26 protein-coding genes are annotated in these 24,595 nt (G+C 41.5%); 21 read left to right on the top strand and 5 right to left on the bottom strand.

Annotated elements, in window-relative coordinates:
* The first annotated feature begins 66 nt into the window (after positions 1 to 66).
* The 21 genes from ACH3Z1_RS04835 to ACH3Z1_RS04735 all read left to right on the top strand — a co-directional run bounded on the left by ACH3Z1_RS04835 (position 67) and on the right by ACH3Z1_RS04735 (position 19,624).
* A complete protein-coding gene (locus ACH3Z1_RS04835) occupies positions 67 to 1,371 on the top strand; it encodes a hypothetical protein (protein WP_490820730.1) in 1,305 nt (434 codons plus the stop codon).
* Between the two features lie 96 nt (positions 1,372 to 1,467).
* Positions 1,468 to 2,319, top strand: a complete 852-nt coding sequence (locus ACH3Z1_RS04830) for a ChaN family lipoprotein (RefSeq protein ID WP_490820729.1) — start codon at positions 1,468 to 1,470, stop codon at positions 2,317 to 2,319.
* A gap of 397 nt (positions 2,320 to 2,716) precedes the next feature.
* Entirely contained in the window at positions 2,717 to 3,727 is a 1,011-nt protein-coding gene (gene recA, locus ACH3Z1_RS04825) for a recombinase RecA (protein ID WP_490820728.1), read from the top strand.
* Between the two features lie 199 nt (positions 3,728 to 3,926).
* Positions 3,927 to 4,862, top strand: a complete 936-nt coding sequence (locus ACH3Z1_RS04820; protein WP_490820727.1) for a 1-acyl-sn-glycerol-3-phosphate acyltransferase — start codon at positions 3,927 to 3,929, stop codon at positions 4,860 to 4,862.
* Positions 4,863 to 4,912: 50 nt separating this feature from the next.
* The gene (locus tag ACH3Z1_RS04815; protein WP_490820726.1) at positions 4,913 to 5,380 is read left to right on the top strand and encodes a methylglyoxal synthase; all 468 of its coding nucleotides are present in this window, start codon (positions 4,913 to 4,915) and stop codon (positions 5,378 to 5,380) included.
* Positions 5,373 to 5,879, top strand: coding sequence for a GNAT family N-acetyltransferase (locus ACH3Z1_RS04810; RefSeq protein WP_490820725.1), 507 nt, complete (start codon positions 5,373 to 5,375; stop codon positions 5,877 to 5,879). Before ACH3Z1_RS04815 ends, ACH3Z1_RS04810 begins: the two co-directional genes overlap by 8 nt.
* A 20-nt stretch (positions 5,880 to 5,899) precedes the next feature.
* Positions 5,900 to 6,742 (top strand): KPN_02809 family neutral zinc metallopeptidase, encoded by an 843-nt coding sequence (gene ypfJ / locus ACH3Z1_RS04805; protein ID WP_490820724.1) that lies wholly within the window; start codon positions 5,900 to 5,902, stop codon positions 6,740 to 6,742.
* 128 nt (positions 6,743 to 6,870) lie between these two features.
* Positions 6,871 to 8,523 (top strand): amidase, encoded by a 1,653-nt coding sequence (locus ACH3Z1_RS04800; RefSeq protein ID WP_490820723.1) that lies wholly within the window; start codon positions 6,871 to 6,873, stop codon positions 8,521 to 8,523.
* A gap of 71 nt (positions 8,524 to 8,594) precedes the next feature.
* A complete protein-coding gene (locus ACH3Z1_RS04795; protein ID WP_490820722.1) occupies positions 8,595 to 10,448 on the top strand; it encodes a sensor histidine kinase in 1,854 nt (617 codons plus the stop codon).
* Entirely contained in the window at positions 10,445 to 11,053 is a 609-nt protein-coding gene (locus ACH3Z1_RS04790; RefSeq protein ID WP_490820721.1) for a response regulator transcription factor, read from the top strand. Before ACH3Z1_RS04795 ends, ACH3Z1_RS04790 begins: the two co-directional genes overlap by 4 nt.
* A gap of 51 nt (positions 11,054 to 11,104) precedes the next feature.
* Positions 11,105 to 11,893, top strand: a complete 789-nt coding sequence (locus tag ACH3Z1_RS04785) for a carboxylesterase family protein (protein WP_490820720.1) — start codon at positions 11,105 to 11,107, stop codon at positions 11,891 to 11,893.
* A gap of 100 nt (positions 11,894 to 11,993) precedes the next feature.
* Positions 11,994 to 13,130 carry an esterase-like activity of phytase family protein gene (locus ACH3Z1_RS04780; protein ID WP_490820719.1) on the top strand — a complete coding sequence of 379 codons (1,137 nt, stop codon included), beginning with the start codon at positions 11,994 to 11,996 and terminating at the stop codon, positions 13,128 to 13,130.
* A gap of 2 nt (positions 13,131 to 13,132) precedes the next feature.
* Complete coding sequence (locus ACH3Z1_RS04775) at positions 13,133 to 13,723, top strand: peptidylprolyl isomerase (protein WP_490820718.1); 591 nt, start codon at positions 13,133 to 13,135, stop codon at positions 13,721 to 13,723.
* 261 nt (positions 13,724 to 13,984) lie between these two features.
* Positions 13,985 to 14,422 (top strand): hypothetical protein, encoded by a 438-nt coding sequence (locus tag ACH3Z1_RS04770; protein ID WP_490820717.1) that lies wholly within the window; start codon positions 13,985 to 13,987, stop codon positions 14,420 to 14,422.
* A complete protein-coding gene (locus ACH3Z1_RS04765) occupies positions 14,406 to 14,795 on the top strand; it encodes a hypothetical protein (protein WP_490820716.1) in 390 nt (129 codons plus the stop codon). Before ACH3Z1_RS04770 ends, ACH3Z1_RS04765 begins: the two co-directional genes overlap by 17 nt.
* On the top strand, positions 14,792 to 15,577 hold the full coding sequence (locus tag ACH3Z1_RS04760) for a hypothetical protein (RefSeq protein ID WP_490820715.1): 786 nt from the start codon (positions 14,792 to 14,794) through the stop codon (positions 15,575 to 15,577). The genes ACH3Z1_RS04765 and ACH3Z1_RS04760 overlap by 4 nt, the downstream gene beginning before the upstream one ends.
* A gap of 168 nt (positions 15,578 to 15,745) precedes the next feature.
* A complete protein-coding gene (locus tag ACH3Z1_RS04755; protein ID WP_490820714.1) occupies positions 15,746 to 16,300 on the top strand; it encodes an RNA polymerase sigma factor in 555 nt (184 codons plus the stop codon).
* Positions 16,297 to 17,070 carry a HEAT repeat domain-containing protein gene (locus tag ACH3Z1_RS04750; RefSeq protein ID WP_490820713.1) on the top strand — a complete coding sequence of 258 codons (774 nt, stop codon included), beginning with the start codon at positions 16,297 to 16,299 and terminating at the stop codon, positions 17,068 to 17,070. Before ACH3Z1_RS04755 ends, ACH3Z1_RS04750 begins: the two co-directional genes overlap by 4 nt.
* Positions 17,071 to 17,164: 94 nt before the next feature.
* Positions 17,165 to 17,938 (top strand): DUF4097 family beta strand repeat-containing protein, encoded by a 774-nt coding sequence (locus ACH3Z1_RS04745; protein ID WP_490820712.1) that lies wholly within the window; start codon positions 17,165 to 17,167, stop codon positions 17,936 to 17,938.
* Positions 17,939 to 17,958: 20 nt separating this feature from the next.
* Complete coding sequence (locus ACH3Z1_RS04740) at positions 17,959 to 18,693, top strand: hypothetical protein (protein ID WP_490820711.1); 735 nt, start codon at positions 17,959 to 17,961, stop codon at positions 18,691 to 18,693.
* Between the two features lie 349 nt (positions 18,694 to 19,042).
* Positions 19,043 to 19,624, top strand: coding sequence for a DUF4136 domain-containing protein (locus ACH3Z1_RS04735; RefSeq protein WP_490820710.1), 582 nt, complete (start codon positions 19,043 to 19,045; stop codon positions 19,622 to 19,624).
* A 19-nt stretch (positions 19,625 to 19,643) separates the two neighbouring features.
* Here ACH3Z1_RS04735 and ACH3Z1_RS04730 read toward each other — a convergent pair whose 3' ends face one another.
* The 5 genes from ACH3Z1_RS04730 to ACH3Z1_RS04710 all read right to left on the bottom strand — a co-directional run bounded on the left by ACH3Z1_RS04730 (position 19,644) and on the right by ACH3Z1_RS04710 (position 24,593).
* Positions 19,644 to 20,909, bottom strand: coding sequence for an RNA polymerase sigma factor (locus ACH3Z1_RS04730; RefSeq protein WP_490820708.1), 1,266 nt, complete (start codon positions 20,907 to 20,909; stop codon positions 19,644 to 19,646).
* On the bottom strand, positions 20,906 to 21,244 hold the full coding sequence (locus tag ACH3Z1_RS04725; protein WP_490820707.1) for a YciI family protein: 339 nt from the start codon (positions 21,242 to 21,244) through the stop codon (positions 20,906 to 20,908). Before ACH3Z1_RS04725 ends, ACH3Z1_RS04730 begins: the two co-directional genes overlap by 4 nt.
* A gap of 124 nt (positions 21,245 to 21,368) precedes the next feature.
* Positions 21,369 to 22,535, bottom strand: a complete 1,167-nt coding sequence (locus ACH3Z1_RS04720) for a hypothetical protein (RefSeq protein ID WP_490820706.1) — start codon at positions 22,533 to 22,535, stop codon at positions 21,369 to 21,371.
* A gap of 129 nt (positions 22,536 to 22,664) precedes the next feature.
* A complete protein-coding gene (locus tag ACH3Z1_RS04715; protein ID WP_490820705.1) occupies positions 22,665 to 23,477 on the bottom strand; it encodes an energy transducer TonB in 813 nt (270 codons plus the stop codon).
* Positions 23,478 to 23,492: 15 nt separating this feature from the next.
* Positions 23,493 to 24,593 (bottom strand): PAS domain-containing sensor histidine kinase, encoded by a 1,101-nt coding sequence (locus tag ACH3Z1_RS04710; RefSeq protein ID WP_490820704.1) that lies wholly within the window; start codon positions 24,591 to 24,593, stop codon positions 23,493 to 23,495.
* Positions 24,594 to 24,595: the final 2 nt, after the last annotated feature.

Here is a 24,595-nt window from a genome sequence, read left to right as displayed (position 1 = left end):
TAAAAACGGGATAATATGAATCTAAAAATTCAATAAATTCATACGACCAACCACAACCAACATTGTATGACCACGAACACGCAATGGAGCTTCATCCAAAAATTCCTCTTTCGTTTTTTCTTTGTCTATTTCATGATCTCTATTGCCCCGTGGACATGGGTTAGCAGCCTTCCATGGGAATGGGCCGGTTATCTGATTCAACCCTGGCAATGGCTCGAAAACCTGATCGTTGAGTTTGCCAATAAGAATATCTTCAAAGTCTACAAAGAACTGGTTCCACTCAACGGTAGCGGCGACACTTCCTGGGCATGGACACATCTCTGGTTTTTTACACTGTTCTCTTTGTTTGTGGCGATGGTTTGGACGGTGAGCGACAGAAATAAACCCGCCTATCCCAAATGGAATTACCTGCTGGTAACCATTGTTCGATATAATGTTGCCATGACGGCATTTGGTTATGGCATCATCAAAGTGTTTGCCCTGCAAATGTATTTTCCATCGCTAAGCCAGCTGGCCACACCGTTGGGAGAGTTTTTGCCGATGCGTTTTTCCTGGTTATTTATTGGTTACTCCACCCCCTACCAGGTATTTTCCGGTGTAGCCGAAGTAATTGTTGGACTTCTGTTATTCAATCGGAGAACGGCCACTGCCGGGGCTTTGATGGCTTTCGCAGTATTTACCAATGTGATGGTGATGAACCTCGCATACGACATACCGGTAAAATTATTCTCCACACATTTAACCCTGATGTCATTGTTTCTCGTAGTACAGGAACACAAACGCCTTACTGCATTTTTTTTACAAAACCAGCAGGCACCGGCAGGAAGTTTGTATGCACTCACGCTTACAAAGAAATGGCAGCGCATAACCCGTTATGTATTAAAAAGCCTGTTTGTTGTACTGATTATCATCCTTCCTTTTTATAATTCGTATCAACGTTACCAGGATATGCAATCCACCTCCGATCAGAAACCCATTCGTTCCGGTGTGTATGATGTAGCGGATTTTGTTGTAAACAATGATACCATTCCCGCCATCATCGGTGATTCTACACACAGATGGAGTCAGCTCATTTTTCAACCCGGCACAACGGGTAGTATGCTGAGCGCCGATACCATGTTCAGACGTGTATATGGAAGGGCTTATTTCGGATACTTTGTAGATACCATCAAACAACAAATGACATTCCGGTGGGCTGGTCCAAAGTCGGATAGCCTGTTTACGTTGCAATACAGCATACCCGACAGTACAACCATAACACTAAAAGGTCCGGTAAAAGGAGACTCGCTGTTTATAAGATTAAAAAGAACCAATAAACAGTTTCGTCTTGCAGAAAAACAGTTTCATTGGTTGAGTGAGTACAATAGATAAAGCGACAAGCTTCAAGCCGCAAGCTACAAGGGGGAGAAATATTCTTGTAGCTTGCGGCTTGAAGCCTGTAGCTAAAATTCCTTAACATTGCCTGTTATGAAAAAATCAATCCTGTTCCTTTTATTATTTGCAACAGTCTCCGTCCTTGCGCAAAAGAAACAGCCGTATGTACTTTACAATGCAAAAGGAAAAAAAATCAGCTATGAAAAAATGCTGAAGACAATTGCCGATAAAGACATTCTGCTGTTTGGTGAGTTTCATAACAATGCCATCGCTCACTGGTTACAGTTAGAAGTAACCAAAGACCTCAAAGAAAAACGTAACCTGGTACTGGGTGCAGAAATGTTTGAACAGGATAACCAGGAAGCGCTTGATCTATATCTCGCCGGAACCATCAAACAAAAACAACTGGATTCGATGGCGAGACTCTGGAAAAACTACCCGACCGATTATGCACCACTGGTAAACTTCGCCAAAGAAAATAAAATACCATTTGCTGCCAGCAATGTACCACGCCGGTATGCATCGATGGTATCACGCGGCGGATTTGCAGTGTTGGATACTTTATCTGCAAAAGAGAAAGCCTGGATCGCACCATTGCCCATTGCATATGATGCCGAATTACCAGGCTATAAAAAAATGATTGAAATGATGGGCGGACACGGAGGTGAAAATCTTCCCAAAGCACAGGCCATCAAAGACGCAACGATGGCGCATTTTATGTTGAAATATTACCAGCCCGGATCTTTACTCATTCATTATAACGGCGCTTATCATTCTGATTTTTATGATGGGCTTAACTGGTACCTCAAAAGACAAAACCCGGCGCTCAAAATTGTAACGATCAGTACCGTCTCACAAAAAGACATCCACAAACTCAGCGCCGAACACCTCGGCCGGGCAGATTTTATTATTTGTGTGGATGAGGATATGACGAATACTTATTAGCGCCGGAGTCCAGGAGTCCGGAAGACCGCAAGTCGGAAAGTCCGAAAGAGAGTTGATTTAGTAAATCGCCCTCCGTGAAACTCTGTGCCTTACTCCTTTACCTCTGTGGTTAACCACGGAGTTTCACAGAGTACGGCACAGAGTCACACGGAGTTTTTGTTGATGGAAGACGGACTTTCGGACTTTCCGACTTTCGGTCTTCCAGACTTCCCCCAACTATGTGCAAAACTCCCACCCAAATCAGGTATAAATACGGTACCCCGGGAAAAAACAAACCCCTACTTTAGCACAATAAGGACAAACTAAAGTCGTTAGTAAAAAAAATACTAAAAAAATTAGTTTATTTCATTTCCGGGAACTATTTTTACAGTCCCATTAAAATTCAAAACAGCATACCATGAGTAACGCAGAAAAATTAAAGGCCCTCAAGCTGACGATCGATAAGATCGACAAGGATTTCGGAAAAGGCAGTGTGATGATGATGAATGAAAGAAGCCAGGATGCCATGGAAGTAATTTCAACCGGCTCTATTGGTCTTGATACGGCATTGGGCGTAGGCGGTTTACCGAAAGGAAGAATCATCGAAATCTATGGTCCTGAATCATCTGGTAAAACCACGGTTGCTATTCATGTAATTGCTGAAGCGCAGAAGAAAGGTGGCATGTGTGCTATTATAGATGCGGAACACGCATTCGACAGCTCCTATGCACAAAAACTGGGCGTAGATGTAGATAATCTACTGATATCACAACCCGATTATGGTGAACAGGCATTGGAAATAGCCGACCGTCTTATTTTATCTGGTGCACTGGATGTGGTGGTGATTGACTCGGTTGCGGCATTGGTGCCGAAGGGAGAACTGGAAGGAGAAATGGGCGATAGCAAAATGGGTCTGCAGGCTCGTTTGATGAGCCAGGCATTGAGAAAATTAACGGCTACCATCAATAAAACCAATACGGTTTGCATATTCATCAACCAGTTGCGTGAAAAAATCGGCGTAATGTTCGGAAACCCCGAAACAACAACAGGAGGTAATGCGCTGAAATTCTATGCATCTGTCCGACTGGATATTCGTCGTATGTCACAAATCAAAGATGGCGACGAAGCGGTGGGTAACCGTGTAAAAGTAAAAGTGGTAAAAAATAAAGTAGCTCCCCCATTCAGGGCTGCAGAATTCGATATCATCTTTGGAGGTGGTATCAGCAAAGTGGGTGAAATCATCGATATGGGTGTGGAACTGGGTATCGTTCAGAAAAGCGGATCCTGGTTCAGCTACGAAAGCAATAAACTGGGTCAGGGCCGTGATGCAGTAAAACAACTGCTGCACGATAACCCCGAACTGTCGGCCGAGATCGAAGGAAAAATCAGAGCCAAACTGTCAGAAGCCAAAGCCGCCGCAGAAGCATAAACGTTTTTTTGAGATGGGTTAGTAAATATGAACCGCTCCTTGTCTAGGGAGCGGTTTTTTACTGAAATGCCTTGTTCAATCTTCATTATTTAGTGTTGCTGTATAATTAAACAGAAATAAACTAAATAAACCACTGATTATCACGCAAATTGCCTACCAACTCTCTTCAACATACCTTATTTTAGGGAAAATAAAACCATTGATCTACACGCTGTTAAAACTGCCAATTAGACTTGCGCTGCGTATTTTCTGTGTAGACATTGAGTTGGTAAATCCCCATTTCCATAGCGAAAAAGGTCCTCTTTTGCTGGTGGCCAATCACCCCAATTCATTCCTCGATGCCATCATTATTGCTTCCCGCTTCAGCGAGCCAGTCTATTTCCTGGCCCGGGGAGACGCTTTTCGGAAACCCTGGCACCGCTTTTTACTTGGTCTACTTCATATGATTCCGGTCTACCGGTTGTCTGAGGGAAGAGAAAACCTCCACCTGAACGAACACGCGTTTAAAAAATCACAGGAGCTATTGGCACAGCAAAAAATAGTGTTGATTTTTATTGAGGGCATTTGTCTGAATACACATGAATTACAGCCATTTAAAAAAGGTGCAGCCAGAATAGCCATTACGGCTGTCAATCAAAACCTGCCCTTACAAGTAATGCCCGTATCGATCAGTTATAACAGCTTTACCCGAATCGGAAAATCAGTTCGGGTAGCGCTATCAAAACCACTGGTTGCAAGAGACCTGTTGCCTAACGAACAGGAGGCGATCAATATGCAAGATTTTAACCGGGAAATATTTACCCGGTTAAACAGCATGATAAAACTGCCGGAACTATATCAACGAAAATCAACTGTTTTTCTTCATCCACTATCATTACTCGGTTATTTTTTGCACATGCCGGTTTATCGGCTAATTAAAAACCTTGTCAGAACGAAAACAAGAAAAACGGTGTTTTACGATTCTGTTTTGTTTGGTGTTTTGCTGCTCGCATATCCCCTGTATCTGTTATTATTATTGACCTTGATGATTTTTGTTCATCTGCCGTTTTATATCATTCTCACAGTTATTCTCATTCACCCACTAAGTGCATGGACGGCCGTACACAATAAAATAAAACAACAAACAGTATCATAAAGAAAAGAAAACGGTTACCTTACTGTTGTAAAAAGTATTAAGAGAAAAAGATGTCTTCAATAAAAAAATTAGGGATCAGAAAGCGAATTGCGCTGGTGGCACACGACCATAAAAAAAAGGATTTGATGGAGTGGGTGGCGCATAACAGAGAAGTTTTATCTAAACACGAATTGTTTGCCACAGGAACAACGGGAAAGCTGATTGAAGAAAAAATGGATCGCCCGGTAAAAAAACTCATGAGTGGTCCAATGGGTGGCGATCAACAGATTGGCGCCATGATAGCGAACGGAGAAATTGACATGATGTTTTTCTTCTGGGACCCCATGGAAGCACAACCCCACGACAGCGATGTAAAAGCATTGCTGCGTTTATGTGTGTTGTGGAATATTCCGATGGCGTGCGACAGGGCAACAGCCGATTTTCTCATCACATCACCCTTTATGCACCAGGAATATGAATCGCAATTACCCGATTACAGCGATTACCTGAACAGAACAATTAAAAAACAGGATGACTGATCTCATATTACGTCCCTGGCAAAAGCAGGATGCACAGGCACTGGCGGCTATTGCTAACAACAGGAATATCTGGAATAATATGAGGGACTTTTTTCCCAGTCCTTATACAGTTTCAGACGCATTACAATGGATAACAAAAACCGCAGCCGATAATCCTGTACAGCATTTTGCCATATTATGGCAACAGAAAATAGTAGGTGGTTGCGGCTGTATATTGAAAGAAGACGTTTATAGAAAAAATATTGAAGTTGGCTATTATGTTGGAGAACCATATTGGGGAAAAGGAATAGCTACAGAAGCCTGCCGACTTTTATGCGATTATATTGTGGAGCAGAAAGACATGGTGCGCATAGAGGCTAATACGTTTCAACATAACAAAGCATCCATGCGGGTGTTACAAAAAAATGGATTCTACCTGGAAGCCATTAAAAGAAAAGCAGTATTTAAAAACAATGAATTGATGGATGAATACCTCTGGGTAAAAATGCTTCACCGGTAAAACAATAAATAAAAAATACCATGCGTTGGCAAGGCAGAAGACAAAGCGATAATGTAGAAGACAGAAGGGGCAGTAAAGCACCACTGGCAATAGGCGGAGGTCTTGGTGCCATCGTAATGGTGGTACTTTACCTCATCATGGGTGGCGACCCCAATGAAGTGCTGCAACAGGTAGCACAGCAGCCAACAAGCGAAACAACAAAATTTAGTCCACGAGAACAGGAGCTCGCAGAATTTACAAAAGTGATCCTGGCCGATACGGAAGATGTGTGGGATTCAATCTATTTGGCTATGAACGATAGATACGAACAACCACGCCTTGTTTTATTCAGTGGATCAACGTCGTCTGAATGCGGTTTTGCGAGTGCTGCATCTGGCCCCTTTTACTGTCCGCCCGACAAACGTATTTATATAGACCTTTCTTTTTTTGATGAACTCCAGCAAAAATTTGAAGTAGAAGGAGAATTTGCCATGGCCTATGTAATTGCACATGAAGTGGGTCATCATATCCAGCAATTGATGGGAACCACCACCAAGCTGCAACAAATGCGGCAGGGCGTCAGTGAAGTGGCTTATAATAAACTTTCTGTGCAACTGGAATTACAGGCCGATTTCCTGGCAGGTGTATGGGCGCACCATGCACATAAATTAAAGAATATTTTGGAAGAAGGAGATATTGCATCGGCGCTAAGTGCAGCTAATGCCATTGGCGATGACCGTTTGCAACAGTCTGCCGGACGAACCGTAAACCCAGATGCGTTTACCCATGGCACTTCTAAACAAAGGGTGTATTGGTTTAAAAAAGGCTTTGAAACCGGAGATATCAAAGAAGGAAACACATTTGCCTCAACAGAATTGGAATAAAATTGTTATTGAAAAGAACTCTGCGTAACACACGTTTCTCTTATTCTCTGCAGGGAATATTCTAATATGTTCACCGCAGCAGAATGAAGAACGCAGACGGTTCACAGAAAAAAATATCAACCTTAACTATGAGAAATTTTATTACTGCCAGCTTTTTTCTGATGAGCACTATTGCGCAGGCACAGGATACACTGTCTAAAAAAGATATTCCAGCTGCTGCAAGACTCTTCGACCTCAATTTCACACAGAAAGAAATAGATAGCATGTACGCTGGAGTGAAAGAAAATGTAGGCGTATACCAACGCATGCACAAACAAACGCTGGCAAACAATATTGCACCAACACTTTCACATAGTGCAATATTACCCGGAATGGTTTTTAACGAAAAGCAGGAGAAAATAGATTGGAACATCCCTAAAAATGTTGTCTTGCCAGCAGATAAAAACGAACTGGCCTGGTATTCTGTTTCACAACTGGCATCATTACTGAAAAACAAAAAAATCAGTTCTGTTGAACTAGCGAAATTCTTTATTGATAGAATAAAAAAATATGGCGACAGTCTGCAGTGTGTCATCTCGATTACAGAAAGCATTGCTATGGAAGAAGCGGCAAAAGCGGATGCTGAAATAGCAGCAGGAAAATACAAAGGCCCCTTACATGGAATACCCTATGGATTAAAAGACCTCTTTGCCGTAAAAGGAACAAAAACCACCTGGGGTGCCGAGCCATATAAAAACCAGGTAATTGATGAAGATGCTTTTGTGTATAGCAAGCTGAAAGAAGCCGGAGCCGTATTGGTGGCTAAGTTCACGCTTGGAGCGTTGGCTATGGGCGATTATTGGTATGGGGGCAGAACAAAAAATCCATGGAACACCCGTTTTGGTTCATCGGGATCATCGGCCGGTTCAGCATCTGCTACCGTTGCCGGACTTGTACCGTTTGCCATCGGAACAGAAACATGGGGCTCAATTATATCACCCGCATCTACCTGTGGAGCCACGGGTTTAAGACCCACTTTTGGTGCCATCAGCAGAAGTGGCGCCATGACATTAAGCTGGAGTCTTGACAAAATCGGACCCATTTGCAGAAGCGCAGAAGATGCGGCCATTGTTTTTAATTATATCCGCGGAACAGACGGAAAAGACATGAGTGCGGTAAGCAAGCCATTCAATTATAAACCCAATGCCGACATCAAAAAAATGCGGATAGGTTATGCAAAAAATTATTTCGACCGGATAACCGATACCAGCAGAACAGAATGGAAGGTACTCGAAACATATCGCTCCATGGGCGTAGAGCTGATACCAGTTGATTTTCCTGACAGCCTGGTCTATCCATTCAATATTATGGATGTGGTCATCAGCGCCGAATGTGCCGCAGCTTTTGACGACTTCACCCGAAATGATGTAGATGATCTGATGACACGTCAGGGGCTGAACGACTGGCCCAATACTTTCCGCATATCGAGGCTGGTACCTGCAGTAGAATACATCAATGCGAACAGACACCGGTTTATACTCATGCAAAAAATGAATGAAGTCATCAGTCAGTATGATGTGATTATTTGTCCGACAAGAGGAAGTGGTAACCAGTCTGCCATCACGAACCTCACGGGTCACCCGGTTGTATGTGTACCAACGGGTTTTGATAAAAGAACCAACACACCAACCAGCATTTCTTTTATAGGTAAACTGTTTGATGAGGCCAGTATATTGGCGGCAGCAAAATATTACCAGGATAAAACAGGATGGGATGAAATGCACCCACCGGCATATAAATAGAAATCTTTGAAGCAAAAAGCCCGTGATCCGGGCTTTTTTCGTATTGTTACGCTTGGAACGCGTGCTCAGATATGTTATTAAAATCCAATACTAAAATATCATTCCTGATCATAGGATCGATCCTGTTTTTTTTCTTCATGTTATTGGGATCATTTCAGCTTACCAATTTCAGTCGCTATTACAGTAAACCGGTATTTCTCGTAGCACCAGACTCAACAGCTTGCACAGCAGAAACCGCTCAACAAATTTTACTCGCCAGAAACGAAAAAATAGAAGACGGATTTTTCAACGCAGGTTTTACAAGGCATGCATGGTGGGTAATGGTAAAAACAGCAGCGAATGAAAAAAGCTGGTTACAGATTGCAAACCCGCACATCAACGATATCCGCATCTATGAACAGCAATGGGGCAAATGGGAAGAAGTATATAAGTCGGGTGATTATTATCCATACGAACAAAGATTATTGGATGACCCGGATTACTGGTATCCGATAGAGCCATCCTCACATACATACCTGATACGAATTGATAAAAAAGGGGAATCGCTCAATATTCCTTTACGGCTTGTTAAGGAAAGTTCACTTGCGCCTTATTTATCGGACCGCAGTTTCTTTCATGGCATTTTCCTGGGATGGATTATTTTACTTTTATTACTCAACTTATTTCTATGGGCATCTTTAAAAGATAAAATTCATCTCTTTTACAGTCTCTATGTAACATTCGCTGTGCTCTGGATCATAGCACAATGGGGACTTGGTTTTAAAAATTTATGGCCCGAACTGCCATCGTTTACCAGCAAGTCGAGACCCGTTCTTTCAAATATCTCATACCTGTTTTTGCTGGAACTAACGGCACGGTTTTTTACGATACCCAATACACAAAGACATTATACCAAAACCATCCGTGTATTACAAATATTGCTACTCATATCAAGTGTAGGATTATTGCTTACGGATATTCCAACGAGTGGTCCGCTCTTGCGATACGGTTACCTTACAACAATGAATATTATCTGGATGGTTGCACTTGTTATCATCATCCTGTTTATCTGGAAAGGGTATAAAACGCAAAAATTATTATCTGTTTTTTTCCTGGTCGCTTTCTGTTTTTTCGCTGTGTATATTTTGCTGCTTTTGTTATCGCAGTATAATATTGGTGGCGACTGGATGTTTTATGCCAATATGTATGGCTCGCCTGTTGGCTTTTTGGGAGAGAGCACCATTCTTTCATTTGGTTTAACACAGCGTTATAATTTTTATAAAAGTGAAAAAGAACAGGCCATGCAGGCGCTGGAAAAAGAGAAAAGAGCTGCAGCAGATAAAATTATACAGACACAGGAAGAAGAGAGAAACAGGCTGGCAAGAGAATTGCATGATGGTTTAGGAGGTTTATTGGGTGGCATCAGGATGGGAGCACATCATCGTTTGAAACCTTATCCTGCTGAACAGGAATGGATAGCTGAACAACTGGATCTTGCCGTAACCGATCTCCGAAATATTGCACACGACCTGATGCCGGTGCAGTTACAGGAACAGGGACTCGACAGGGTCCTGGAAAAAGCGGTGGCCAGATGGAATATGGGAGAAGAGCTAAATGTAAACTATAACAGTTCCATCCAACACAGGTACCCGTTGCGAACAGAAGCGGCCTTGTACAGGATTGTGTTGGAATTAATGCACAATATCAAAAAACATGCTGCTGCATCGGAAGTAAATATTGAAATTTGGGAGGAAGAGAAAACGCAAAGACTTACTTTACTCGTAGATGACAATGGAAAAGGATTTGAACCGGGAAAAGATGAAGGAATTGGATGGAAAAGTATCAGACAAAGGGTGCAGTACATGGAAGGTAAAATAAACATCGACAGTAGCCACAAGGGCACCACGGTGATCATAGAAATATTCATGGAAAAAGAAAACGCATGAAAAAAATTAGCATTGCTATAGCAGACGATCACAAAATATTTGCCGAAGGCATACAAAGTGTTACAAAAGACATCGGTTGGCTCAACTGGGTAGGACAGGCATATACAGCGAAAGAAGCGATATCGTTATTCAGAGAAAAACGCCCGGATGTACTATTACTGGATTATCACCTGCCCGACGGAAAAGGTGTTGATGTGGCCAAAGAAATACTGAAAGAATACCCATCCGCTATCATACTGATGCTGAGTATGGAGAATGATAACGATATCATTTACCAGTGTAAAACGATTGGTGTAAAAGGATATCTCATTAAAAACCTTTCATCAGACGAATTATTGTCTGCAGTAGAAGACGCCATCTCAGGATCAACCGTATTCATGTGGTCAGCCGAAAAACCGGCACCCAAACCTCAGGCCGATGTGCTGAGTAAAAGGGAAAAAGAAATCATACAGCTCATCAGACAGGGATTAACCAGCCATGAAATAGCGAATCAGTTATTTCTCAGCACCTATACGGTTGACACACACAGGCGAAATATACTCCGTAAGCTGGATCTGAAAAATACGGCGATGATGGTATTGTATGCGCAACAGCATCAGTTGTAAAATTTCATGACAACTAACAGGATGTTTGTATATTTAGTCAAACGATTCCATATGAAAAACAGCCTGTATTTACTGCTGGTTCTCTTGTTTTCGTCACAAGTAAAAGCACAGGACCTCTCGGCCTTTGAATCGAAACAGTTTATTGTAGGAAATGATACGCTTCGTTACCGTATTCTCTATCCCGAAAAATATAAAAAGAACAGGGCCTATCCCTTGGTCATGTTTTTACATGGCGCGGGTGAAAGAGGCAACGATAATGAAGCCCAGCTAAAACACGGAGCTGCTTTGTTCCTGAAACCAGAGAACAGAAAATATTTTAAAAGCATTGTCATCTTCCCGCAATGCCCGACAAACAAATCCTGGTCGAAATTTAAACGTGTTGATGGAAAGTTCGCCGGCAGCGATTCAGAATCGGAGCCGCCGGTTGAACAACAATTGGTAAAAGCACTGATGGACAGCATGTTGCTAAACCGCCATATTCTCGAAAGACAAATCTACCTGGGGGGCTTATCAATGGGCGCATTTGGCAGTTATGATATGCTGATTCGTTATCCTGAATATTTTGCCGCCGCCTTTCCTATTTGCGGCGTAGCCGATATTCCAACGCTTGTTCAAAAAGCAAAAGATGTTCCCATGTGGATTTTTCACGGGGAAAAAGATCCTGTTGTATCACCGGAACCCAATCGTGAATTATATAAAGCATTAATGACAGCGGGTGCAACAGATATTACCTACTCTGAATATCCCGGCGTGGGACATGATAGCTGGACCAATGCTTTTGCCGAACCCAAATTATTACCCTGGGTTTTTTCGCACAAAAAGAAGCTGAAGAAAAAATAGATCTTGGATCGATTTGAATTTTTAAGCCACAGATTCACAGATTATTCCTTTATAATCTGTGAATCTGTGGCTTAAATTGCATCATCACAATCTTAAAATCTTGAAACGATTTCTAATTCCAGCCTTACTGTTACTAATACTTGCCTGTAATACCATTAAAAAAACAGGACGGTTAAATGTTCCGACATCGCTGCAACTAATAGACGTGTACACTATTTCACACGACTTCCGATTTAAAGAAACAACTGTTGGCGGCTTATCGGGTATAGATTATGATGCAATGTCAAATTCCTTTTATACCATCAGCGATGACAGATCTGACCGGCAGCCGGCCCGCTATTATCGTTTTACTGTTTCCTATTCCGCAAAAAAAATTGACACGGTAATTTTTCAGGAGGCCGTTAGTTTATTACAGCCTAATGGAAAAACATATCCATCCATAAAAGAAAATGGCGCCTTAACGCCCGACCCCGAATCTATCCGTTACAACCCTGTAACAAAAGAGCTTGTCTGGACAAGTGAAGGAGAAAGACTGATCAACGCCAAAGACAGTTTAATACAGGACCCCGCTATTCATTTTGTCAATAAAAATGGTAGTCATATCCGAACGCTGCAATTACCTGACCAACTGAAAATGCGAAGAACAGAAAATGGTCCGAGGCGTAACGGTGTTTTAGAAGGGGCGTCTTTTTCGGCAGACTATAAAAAATTATACGTGAGCCTCGAAGAGCCAAGATATGAAGATGGTCCACAGGCGGCACTCATTCCCAATGATGCCTGGATACGTGTTTATGCATTCAATACAAAGGATGGAAAAAACACGGCACAGTATGCCTACAAACTAGATCCCGTTGCTTATGCGCCTAATCCAGCAGGGAGTTTTATGGTAAATGGTATTCCGGATATTTTGTATGCAGGAAAAGATAAACTACTGGTAATGGAAAGATCGTTTTCAACGGGGCGACTAGCCTGCACCATTAAAATATTCAGTGTTGATTTGAAGGATGCACAGGATATAAAAGAGAGTCATTCACTAAAGCGGCAGCCACCAGCTAAACCATTGCAGAAAAAATTATTGCTGAACTTAGACGATCTCGGTATTTATACCGATAATGTGGAGGGCATGAGTTTTGGCCCAACCCTGCCCAACGGCAAAAGAACTTTATGGATGATAGCCGACAATAATTTTTCAGCACTGGAAAAAACACAACTCTTTTTATTTGAAGTGAACGATTAATCATGAAACAGTTTCTTCTGATATTTTTTGTATGTCTATGCTTTTTAAGTTGTAAAGAAAACAGCAACAAAGGAAACCCTGTTGTGGTGATAGAAACAAAATATGGGGAGATAGAAATTGAACTGTATGTTGATAAGGCACCTAAAACGGCAGGGGCATTTTTAAGCTATGTAGATTCAGGATTTTATGAGAACACATCATTCTACCGCGTGTTGAATATGAATAACCAGCCATCCAACGCAACCAAAACAGAAATTTTACAGGGTGGACTATGGCGTACAAAAAATGAGAAGGCAAGAAGTATTCCCGGAATTCCGCATGAAAGTACCGGAACAACGGGAATCAAACACACAGATGGTGTTATATCGGTAGCAAGACTGGCACCCGGAACAGCCAACTGTGAATTTTTTATTTGTATTGATAACCAGTCCGGGCTCGACGAGGGAGGTGAAAATGTAGAAGACAGGCTGGGTTATGCTGCATTCGGGAAAGTAATCAGAGGCATGAGCGTAGTCAGGAAAATATATATGCAAAACGACCGCAACCAATATCTTGATCCGCCGGTGGCTATTTATAATGTCAGGAGGAAGTGAGGAATAGGCTATGAGCCCTGAGCGATGGGCTTCGAGTTTTTTGGGGATGTATTAAAATAACCGAAACAACTTCTATAGGTAATATTTTCTGGCTCACAGCTCGTGGCTCAAGTCTCATAGCTGCTTAGCAAGTTTCCAAAGTTTCCCAGAAAAAAATCTTCATAAACTACTCATTTTCAGGTATTTTTTGTAAGTTAACAGTAGCCTAATTTTACTATAATGCATACAGGGGGATTTCGGCTGCGCTTATTTCTATTCATCATGCTATTTGCGTTGTGCAACGCAGGTCTTTTTGCACAGGAAACCGATACCACAAAGCAGGTCCAGACCGACAACAAGTTTGCCGATACAACAGGGGGTTATGGGTATATGTACCTGTCGACCACCTGTATTGAATGTAATCCAAAGGGTTCCGCGCACTATAAAAAATTTGCCATCATCAGTGGCATTTATAAAGCAAAGGATTTTTATAGTGCTGTAGCAACACGTTCGGTTGGGCATTTCAGGAACAAATTTGAAAAGCTGGGTTATTTCAAAAACAAAGTGACGCAGACCTGGAAATCGCCACGGTTGTTTGCATCGCTTGAAGAGATCCTTGAATATAAAAATGACCTGATTGCTAAACTGAAATCAGAAAACTATGTAGTGGTTTCGTTTGACGATCGCATCAATACCGAGGAGCTTGAACGTGAAGAATAGAACATTTACAAGGGTTGGCTTCATCATAGTACCACTGATGCTTGGAACATGGATCTATCTGAAAGGAAGAAAATATCCTGTGTTGTTTGAAACCTGGTTCTATCAAACCAAAGAAACAAGTTCTTTACCCGGGTCAGGATGGATACCAGATTATTTATGGTGTGTTTCGCTTTGGTCATGCTTTGTATGGCTGTGGAAGGGCTGGAATAATATCCCGGTTTTGTGGAAAGGGTTGTTGTGGCTGTTGATTATGCTGACCGAACTGATGCAATGGACGGGCATATTACAGGGAACGGGCGACTGGATTGACCTGGTGATGTATCAATTGGCATTTTTTACCGTATATATCCTACATAAATCTGAACTGATATGAGAAACAAAACAAACCTGCTGGCATCACTAGTAATTGTGGCTTATGCTGCACTGTATATCGCCAGCTCCGGCCCCAAACAGGCCGAAGCACCACCTGTTCCAACCATTAAAGCGCCGAATTACGATTTTGAACCACCTGAAAAAGCACCTGCCAAATCTGCTCAGGTCGTGTTCCTGCTTGTAGACCCGGCCTACCAGGAGAAATTTGCGTATTCCAACTACAAAATTTTCAGCGACTTCTCAAAAGCCATGGCGGCAGATTACAATGAATCACTGACCGCAAAAGGGTATTCAGTTCGTGGACCTTTTGAATATTACGATCAGGTAGTGTATAACGATAAGAAAGAAAGCGATCTGTTGTTACAGGTGGAAATCGATTTTGATATCAATGGTTCCAATGTAAACTGGAACTCTTTCTCCGAGTATATTTCGGGTAAAGGACGATATGCTACTTACAGAACAGCCTATAAATATGCGGGCTTCTTTATCCTTTCTGGAAAGGTAAACCTGGTAGCGGCAGAACCCCTTACCAAAGAGAAACTCTGGGCAAAAAGTATTCCGCTGAAACAAAAACAGGTGTATATCGCGCCCGTATATAATACCCTCGAAAGAACCTATAATGTTGGTTTCAGCCGCGATCCGGGTGTTATCAACCCTATGATTGAAGCTTTACAGGATTATTATAAGCAGGTATTCAATACTTCCTGGAATCACCTCGATCCCAATGAACTTGCGCCTTTGAAGAAAGAAGTGCTGGAAATCAGGGAGAAGAAAAAGTACTAACCCAACATGCAATATCTTCTTTTGCCCCGGATGTAGATCCGGGGCAGGGATGAGAAGGGCGGTCATTACAGACCGCCCTTTTTTATGGGCAAAAAAAATGCTGGTAATTTGTGTAACATAGAGAAAGATCCTGCGATTAGATAACTACAAGTACTCAGGCAAACAGATTTGGAACAGGTTTTCACAATAAAACACGATGAGGTAGTGGAAAGGTGTAAAAGAGGCGATACGTCTGCTTTCACACAGTTGTACCACCAACATTCAAAGGAAGTGTATAATACCATTTTCCGCCTGGTACCACATACCGGGGAAGCCGAAGACCTGTTACAGGAAGTATTTGTGTCGGCTTTTCAGGCCATACACAAATTTGAAAATACGGGTGGGTTCAGGGCCTGGATCAAAAGAATTGCCATCAACCAGTCCATATCTTGGATCCGCAAACAGAAACTGAGAATGGTAGAACTCGATGACACAAAATCGGTTGTTGCAGAAGAAGAAAGTATTGATGAAGCACAGTTCAGTTTTAAAGTAGAGGAAGTGAAAAAAGCCATTGAAGAGCTACCCGATTCTTACAGAACCATTGTACAACTCTACCTGTTTGAAAATATACCACAGGAAGAAATTGCGACCATGCTGGGTATCTCTTACAATAATGTGCGGATACAATACCACAGGTCGAAACAAAAAATATTGAAAAGCCTTACAAACGGAGCTGAAGCATGAAAACGAAACTGGAAAAATTTATAGAAGACAACAGGTCAGCTTTTGATGACCGTGTTCCAGGTGCTGATGTGTTATCACGCATTCAACAAAGAATGGGTCATACAGCAGCCACTCCAGCCAGAAAAGGAATCGTCATTTCTTTTAAAGCCATTCGGTGGGCGGTTGCGGCATGTGTAATTGTTTTAGCTGGAATAGGTGTCTGGTGGATGAATATCGATACAAAACAGGCAGAACAACAAGTGCTGGCAGGTGTTAAACCGGAAAGCAAAGGAACAGGCATACAGGGCGAAGCGGTGAAAGAACAGCAAACAAGTGAACGGGAGCCAACAATACAACCGTCGGAGACACCTGTCTTTGCGGTATCAAAAGCCGATCAGCGCAAGGAATTGTTGTTTGCAAGTCTTGGTAATATGGAATCGGCGAGCACAAGAATAGCTGCTGCCATGAAAGCATATGATATGAAAAATGCAGACAAAGAAATCGTGGATGCATTATTACATACCATGAACAGCGACCCCAATACCAATGTCCGACTCGCAGCACTGGAAGCGCTGACAAAGTTTCGCCGCGAGCCTTATGTAAAAAAACAGTTGACCGCTTCACTCAAAAAACAAAAAGACCCGATGGTGCAGGTGGAGCTTATTCATGTTCTTACCACCATGAAACAAACAAGTATCCTGAGTGAACTGGAAAAACTGGTAAAAGATGTTAATACCAGTGAAGCGGTAAAAGACAGGGCCTATTCAAGCATACTAACATTAGGATCATAACAATCAACATACAAAGATCCGGGAGCCTGTCGGTTCATGCATGACGATACTATTCCGGAAATCCCCATCTCAAAACATAAAATAAAAACAGAAAATGAAAAAAATCATATTCAGCACAATCGTAGCATTGTTGGTAACAGCTACATCGTTTGCACAGGAATACAAACTGGCAAAGTCAACAGGTAAAATCATCATCACTACACCCGGTGTAACTGTAGAAGGGTATGATGGTAACGAGATTATTTTCACCGGTCGTGAAAAATCTGGTGACGAAGACGAAAGGGCCAAAGGTCTTCGCCCCATCAATGCCTCAGGATTACAGGATAATACCGGTTTGGGTGTTAATGTAGTAGACAAAGGCGCTACCGTAGAAGTAACGCCTGTGGGTAAAAGCAGTAATAAACTGAAAATTAAAATACCCAAGGGGATGTCTGTATCCTACTCGTTCTCCAAGGTAATGGAAAACAGTACCGCATCATTTAAAAATATTGAAGGTGAAATTGAAGTTTCTGTTCAGTATAACAAAGTTGATCTTGAAAATGTTACTGGTCCCTTAACCATCAAAGCAGTATATGGTGGTGTGGATGTGAAGTTTGGTCAGAACATCAAAGGTCCTGTTTCACTGGTATCGGTTTATGGTCATGTGGATGTATCAATGTCGCCTGCAACAAAAGCCAATCTCAAAATGAATACCTCATGGGGTGAAATACTGGCTTCTTCAGATTTCAAGATTGATATTGAAAAATCAGGTTCAGGTGATATGGTAAGCTACAGTGATAACCACATCAAAGGAAAACTGAACGGCGGGGGTGTAGACATGACACTCACATCGAGCTATGGAAAAGTGTACCTCCGTAAATCAAATTAATCACCCCCCAATCAACGGTCATGAAAACAATCATATTGACCCTGTTATGCTGTATTTCATTATACACATTACAGGCACAGCAAACTATTACCAAAACTTATCCGGTTAAACCCGGTCAGGAACTGGAGTTTTCTTTCGACTATCCCAGAATTGTAAAACTAAGCACCTGGGATAAGTCTGAAATATCAGTTACTGCAAGTGTTAGTATCAACAGCGGAGAAAGCAACGATGCATTTCAACTGATTGAAACAACCAACGGTAACACGCTTTCCATCAAGAATATCATCAAGGATATAGACAAGTTACCCAAAAGATATACGGTTATTCATGAAGGCAAAAAAACAGTTTATACTTCCAAAGAAGATTTTAAAACAATGACGGCTGGCATGAAAGGAGCCAGGTCATATTCGGAAGGTGTTGATCTGGAAATAACAATCGAAATTAAAGTGCCGCAAAGTCAACTATCCACTTTTGTAAAAGCCAAATACGGAATTGTGGAACTGGCTAATTATAATGCACCTATAAAAGTTGACGCCACTTACGGGGGTATTGATGCCTCCGTTAATGAAGCTGCAACCGGTAAGTTATCGGCAACAACACATTACGGACAGATTTATTCAAACCTTACCCTGAATATTACTGACAAGGAAGAAAAAGATTTTTATACATCGATTACCACGGCACTTGGTAAAGGTCCCGCATATGCGTTGAAATCAACTTATGGTAATCTCTATCTGAGAAAATCATTGAAATAACTCCATTACCAACTGTTTCTACAGACAGTAATAGTTCTCATGTGTATCCTAAAGCCGCTTTTTAAAGCGGCTTTACTTGTTATATAGTTCAACTACAGAGTAACACGGAGGGTAACCAGTTTGTACGAGTGTTTAAAAAAGGCAATAGAACCTCTGTGTCACCCTGTGTTCAACTCCGTGCAACCCTGTGGTTAAAAAACTTCTCCTCATTTTAAACCTTCAAAAAACCAAGAAATAGAAATTTTTAACGCAGACTTGACAAATATTTAGGTTGTTTTTTGCAATTGCAGGCACGATGTTGGATATATATATCAGTGTAAACAATCCTGATTAATAAAAACAACATCGTATGAAAAAGATACAATGGGTGGCTGTCACCATTATGACCGCCATCGTACTGGTAAGTTGTGGGCGAACAGCGTATGTGCAGAAAGATGCTGATGTTGATTTCAGCAAAATAAAAACATATAGCTGGGTAACTACACAGGCAAATAAAGAGGTTGCATCAACCTCAACACGGAATGATGATCTCACCAACCGGAAAATCCGCCAGTCCATCAATAAAAACCTGGCAGAAAAAGGCTGGAGAGAAGTAAAGAAAAACCCCGACGTATACCTGGTGTATGATGTAATGATTGAAGAAGCAGACAAAACAGTTACTACGCCAGTTTACTCACAATCATTTACACGCTGGTTCTTTAATCCAAGAAACCGTAGATGGGTGCCGGTATTTTATCCATCCCAATTCATGGGTTATGATGAAGACATACAAAAAACAAAAGAAGGAACCTTAACCCTGACATTGATGGATGCTGATACCGATAAAACCATCTGGCAGGGTTGGACTACTTCTGAAGTATCGGGCAGAAAGTTAACAGATAGACAAATAGATAGTAAAGTAAAAGCCATCGTCGCTAAACTGACGAAATAAAAAACGCTGTGCAAAGGAATCAATTATTTGAAACAAGGTCGATACGGGCCTGCAATAATTTTTGTTCTGCCGGCGAGCGTGTTAAGGATTTTGCTTGTTGCAGATATGACAATGCCTTTATGCGGTCGCTCAGTTTCATGTACAGATAGCCTAATACAGAAGCGTATTGGTGATCGGTACGGATTAATTGCTCAATACCCCCGATTGACAATACCTGGGCGATCGCTTTTTCGGTTTCACCGATTTGAGATAATACAATGGCTCTGTTAAGAAAAACTGCCGGTGCGGGGCATGCTTCAGCCAAAAGGTCGTAAAGCGAAAGAATACGCGCCCAGTTAGTAGAAGCAAATTTTTTAGCAATACTATGTTCAGCGGCAATGGCAGCTTCAATATGATATTGGCTGATGACGGGCGCTTCTGATGCACGATTCAGATAACGATATCCCACTTTCATCAGTTCAACATCCCATAAATCACGATCCTGTTCCTCTAATAAAATCAATTCGTTTGAGTCAGACACACGGCTGTCGAAACGAGCCGCATGTAAACAGAGTAATGCAAGTAAGGCATCGTTGATCGGATCTTTGGTAGCTGGATGTTCGGTGATGATTTTTGTACAACGAATGGCTTCCATACAGAGATCCTGCCGGATGATCTCATCTTTTTTGTGAGACAGATATCCTTCGTTGAACAATAAATACAAAATGGTTCTTACGATAGCCAGGCGTTCCAGTAATTGTTTGCCTGAAGGAATTTCAAGTTTGATATTACCCGTCTTCAACTGTTCTTTTGCTCGGATAAGTCTTTTCTGGATGGCAGCATCTGACAGCACAAGGGCCCTGGCAATTTCGCTGACAGAAAAAGAGAACACAAGTTTTAAGGTTAATGCTACCTGGTCTTCTTTTGAGAAGGAAGGGTGACAGCAGGCAAATATCATTCGCAGCTCACTATCGTTCATTTCCTGTTCATGAAAAAAAGAATCAAGTTTATAGGTTGTAACAAGAGTTGTTTCTGACTGAACATATCGTGTATGATAGTTCAACCGGCGAATAAGGTCAATAGCTTTGTTTTTGGCAACACGCATGAGCCATGCAGACGGGTCTTCGGGAACGCCTTTTATTTTCCAGTGCTGCAGGGCACTCATAAAAGTATCCTGTACAAGATCTTCCACTAAGTGAATCTGCTTAAGACCTGCAATATGGCTTAATACAGCAACCATCTTTCCCGACTGGTGCCGGAAAAGATGGTCAATCAATTGTTCTGTATGTTGTGTGGCTTCACTCATTCAAAAACAACCACGTCACGAACTTCTACAGATCCACCGATTTCTAAATCGGGACAGCCTTTGGCTATTTCCAGAGCGGCTTCAAGATTGTCGGCTTTTACTACAAAAAAACCGCCGACCATTTCCTTGCTTTCCATATAGGGTCCGTCTGTAACTACATTGCCTTTGTGCAGGGTTTTCCCTGTAGGCATTAATGCTTCACCAGCTACATAAGTACCCGATGCCTGTAATTGGCCTACCCAGGCAAACCATTTTTCCATGTTTTGCTGCATGGCTTCAGGAGAAGCGGTGAAAGGGTCAAGACCTCCGCGGAAGAGGAACATAAAATTGCTCATAAAAGGTTTTTTAATGATGAAATGAACTGTTTACAGTAATGTGACGAACAGCCGGAAACGGATCAGACAAAAAGATAAAAAAAGTTTTTCCACGAAACCGTGGTAAAGGATGAATGGAAAATACTCAGAAAGGCTTATAGGCGTATACTACTTCATAAGCCTGTTTTTTTAGCGAAGGGAGTAACTGACCAATTTTCAGGTCTTTTTTCTGTGGTGTAGGCTCACAAACCCAGTATGGCTCTCCATTATAAACAATAGGTGTACCCACGGGTTTATCAAACTGAACAGCAACAGTGATATGTGTGGGATACGATAAAACGATCATCGGAAGTCTGTAAATTTCTTTGACCAGGAAAAAGAAAAAAGCAGAACGATCTTCACAATCACTGTATTCATAAAACAGGGTTTGCTCTGCTGATAAACGTTTCTCTTTTCCGTAGGCTTTGGTATCTGTTTCAAACAAAAATGCAGAACGGGTAAAATGCATCAGGTAGTCAACACCCTGTTGCTGATTCATGTTTTTTACCGCATCGCGTAATAAGGGTACCAGTGAATTATAAGTGGTCTGGCTTAATGGAATACCAAACTGTGCGGCATAATCAACAACCGGATAGTTGGTAAAAATTTTCTGTACCTGCTGGTCCAGTAAAACATCGAACTTATATTCTTTGTTTTTATAATCAAACTGTAATTGCTTAACAGTATAATTATTCTTCTTGATCTCTGGCAGTTGTGTAACCTTATACGAAAATCGGTTGGTACCGCCATCGTAAAGAGAAACAGTGGTAAAGGATTTTGCATCAACATCAACCCTGTTATTATAATCATGATAATTGAGACAAACATATTGTTTGTCGTTTACCATATAGAATGGAATATCATAAATATTTTCCTCGCTCCTTACATATAATAAAAGCGTATCGTTCCTGTACCTTAAGGTAGAACTGTAACCCGATTCGTTCAGTAAAAACCATTTGTACAATGTATAACGATGGTAATTGGCTGCTTTCGGGCTTAGTTTCTCTGCCGTTGTTCTGATGAGCTGGTAATAAAACCAGTCGTCCAGCTTTTTATGATCGCGATATTGTAACAGTTGCTGAATGATGGGTTGATAAGCGCTTGTTTTCAGACGGGTATAAAAATCTGTAATCCCGGCTTTTGAAATGGGTTCTTTTAGTTCAACCTGTATAGAAGCGTCTTGCGTTAAAACCAGTGAGTCGCCATAAAAATCCAATACCATATCCTTGCCGGAAACGGCATTTTGTGCATACGCGGTGGAAATGTATAACACAGTGGAGATGAATAATATAGACAGATTTTTTAGCAAATTCAGGTGCTTTAAAGCATCATGAATTTACGAAATGGTAACAATTACTTAATATTAAGTTTTTTAAAAAACACCTAAACCGTTGATTTACAATCAATATGCGTTATGTGTAACACTTTGTTTATGCCGATAAATAACTGGCTGACCGTTCTGGTAGGCGGGGGTCCATTTGGGACTTTCTTTTAATACCCTTAAGGTTTCTATATCAACCGACCATTCAATGGAATGATCAATATATGCGTCAGATACTTTTCCTTCTTTATCAACGGTAAAAACGGCAATAACTTTTCCCCTACCGCCACTACCAACAATATCTCTGAAACGACCCGGCGTATGAAGGTTTTTTTCGAGGTATTTGGTCCAGCCATCGAGTCCGCCTTTAAACTCAGCCGGACGCCCGTCTCTTTGTGCATTAATAGCTGCCATTGAATCTTTATACGCTTTTGAATTAAGGTCTATGATTCTTCCATCGGCATAGGTTGTGATGTTGCTCGCAAAGTTTCTGGTCCATATGCTGCTTCCGTTCTCAAAGAACATACTTATGGCCATAGATCCATCGGGTTTTCTGAATTCCCAATAACCATCTTTTTTGCCATTGCTCACCATGCCCATACTATCGATCGTGCCAGACTGGTTATACCATGCAAAACGACCATGTGGAATTTGAAGATTTTCATCTTTATATGTCTCACATTTTACCATGGGACCCTTGTTCCGGTAAAAGCGACAAACATAAGTCGTGTCATTTTCTTTAACCCGGTGCATAAAATAGGTGGCTGCGTTAATATTATTAATAGGCGACCAGTCTTCACGGAAGGCAAAAAATGCTTCTTTGCTGTTTTGGGTAATACCAGATAATCCGGAAAAAAAGAAAACGAGAAAAAAAAAATATTTTGTGCGCAACATAAAATCAGCAGATAATTAAAATGGTTTTTTAGCAAAACGGATGATAAAGGATGTTCCTTTATCGGGCTCGCTGTTTACTGTTATTGTTCCATCCATAATCGTAACATGATGTTGTACCAGGTATAAACCAATTCCCTTGCTGTCGTTGTGTTCATGAAAACGCTGGTGCATACCAAAAATGCGGTCCTTTACTTTTTCCATATCAAACCCCCGCCCGTTATCTGTAATACTTAATAATAACTCATCGTTTTCTGTCCAGCTATGTAATTCAATAACAGCGGGCCTTCCGGGGAAGGCATATTTAATGGCATTGGTGATCAGGTTCAGGAAAATACTTTCGAGATAAGAGCGGTTGAAATAAACAGCGGGTAGTGAGTCGAAGTCGGTGTGAATGCTCACTTTTGAATCGCTGATAAGTGTTTGTATGGATCGGGTAACTGTTTCAAACACATCAGTAAAAGAAACTTCTTCTTTTTCGATTTTGAGGTGCTGGTTTTTACTTAACAGATCAACATAGTCGTTGAGCGTTACTTTTAGTGTTTCTGTTCCTGATTTAAGGATGGCTAAAAACCGGTGAACTTCTTCGTCTTCAATAGTATGTTTATTGAGGAGGCTAAAAACACTCAGTAGGTTATTCACGGGTGATCGAAGATCATGCGATGTGGTATACGATAATTGCTTGAGATCTGCATTGAGATTACCCAGTTCGGTAATGAGTTTATTACGATCGGCCTCTTCCGATTTTTTATGGGTAATGTTTTTGGCGATGGCATACACCAGTTCTTCTTCCGGAACCGGCATCGAGGTCCAGGAGAGCCATATAATTTCTCCTGTTTTCGTCACATAACGGTTTTCAAAATGAAGAAGGGGCTCTCCGTTGAGCAGTTCATCCCTGTATCGGGCTGTGATGGCCCTGTCATCCGGATGAATAAAGTTGGCAATGGGAACCGCCATCAATTCTTCCCGGGTATATCCCAGTGTTTTTGAAACAGCATTGTTGGTTTTTCTGAAAAAGCCATCGTAACCAGCAATACAAAATAAGTCGGCGGACAGTTCGAAAAAATGTTCGAGATTGAAAGACGGGGGTTTCACGTTTTCATCAAATTCGGCGCGCATAA

It is taken from the genome of Sediminibacterium sp. FW305-C-49 (assembly GCF_058231085.1).
This window is presented reverse-complemented; position numbering and strand designations above follow the sequence as displayed.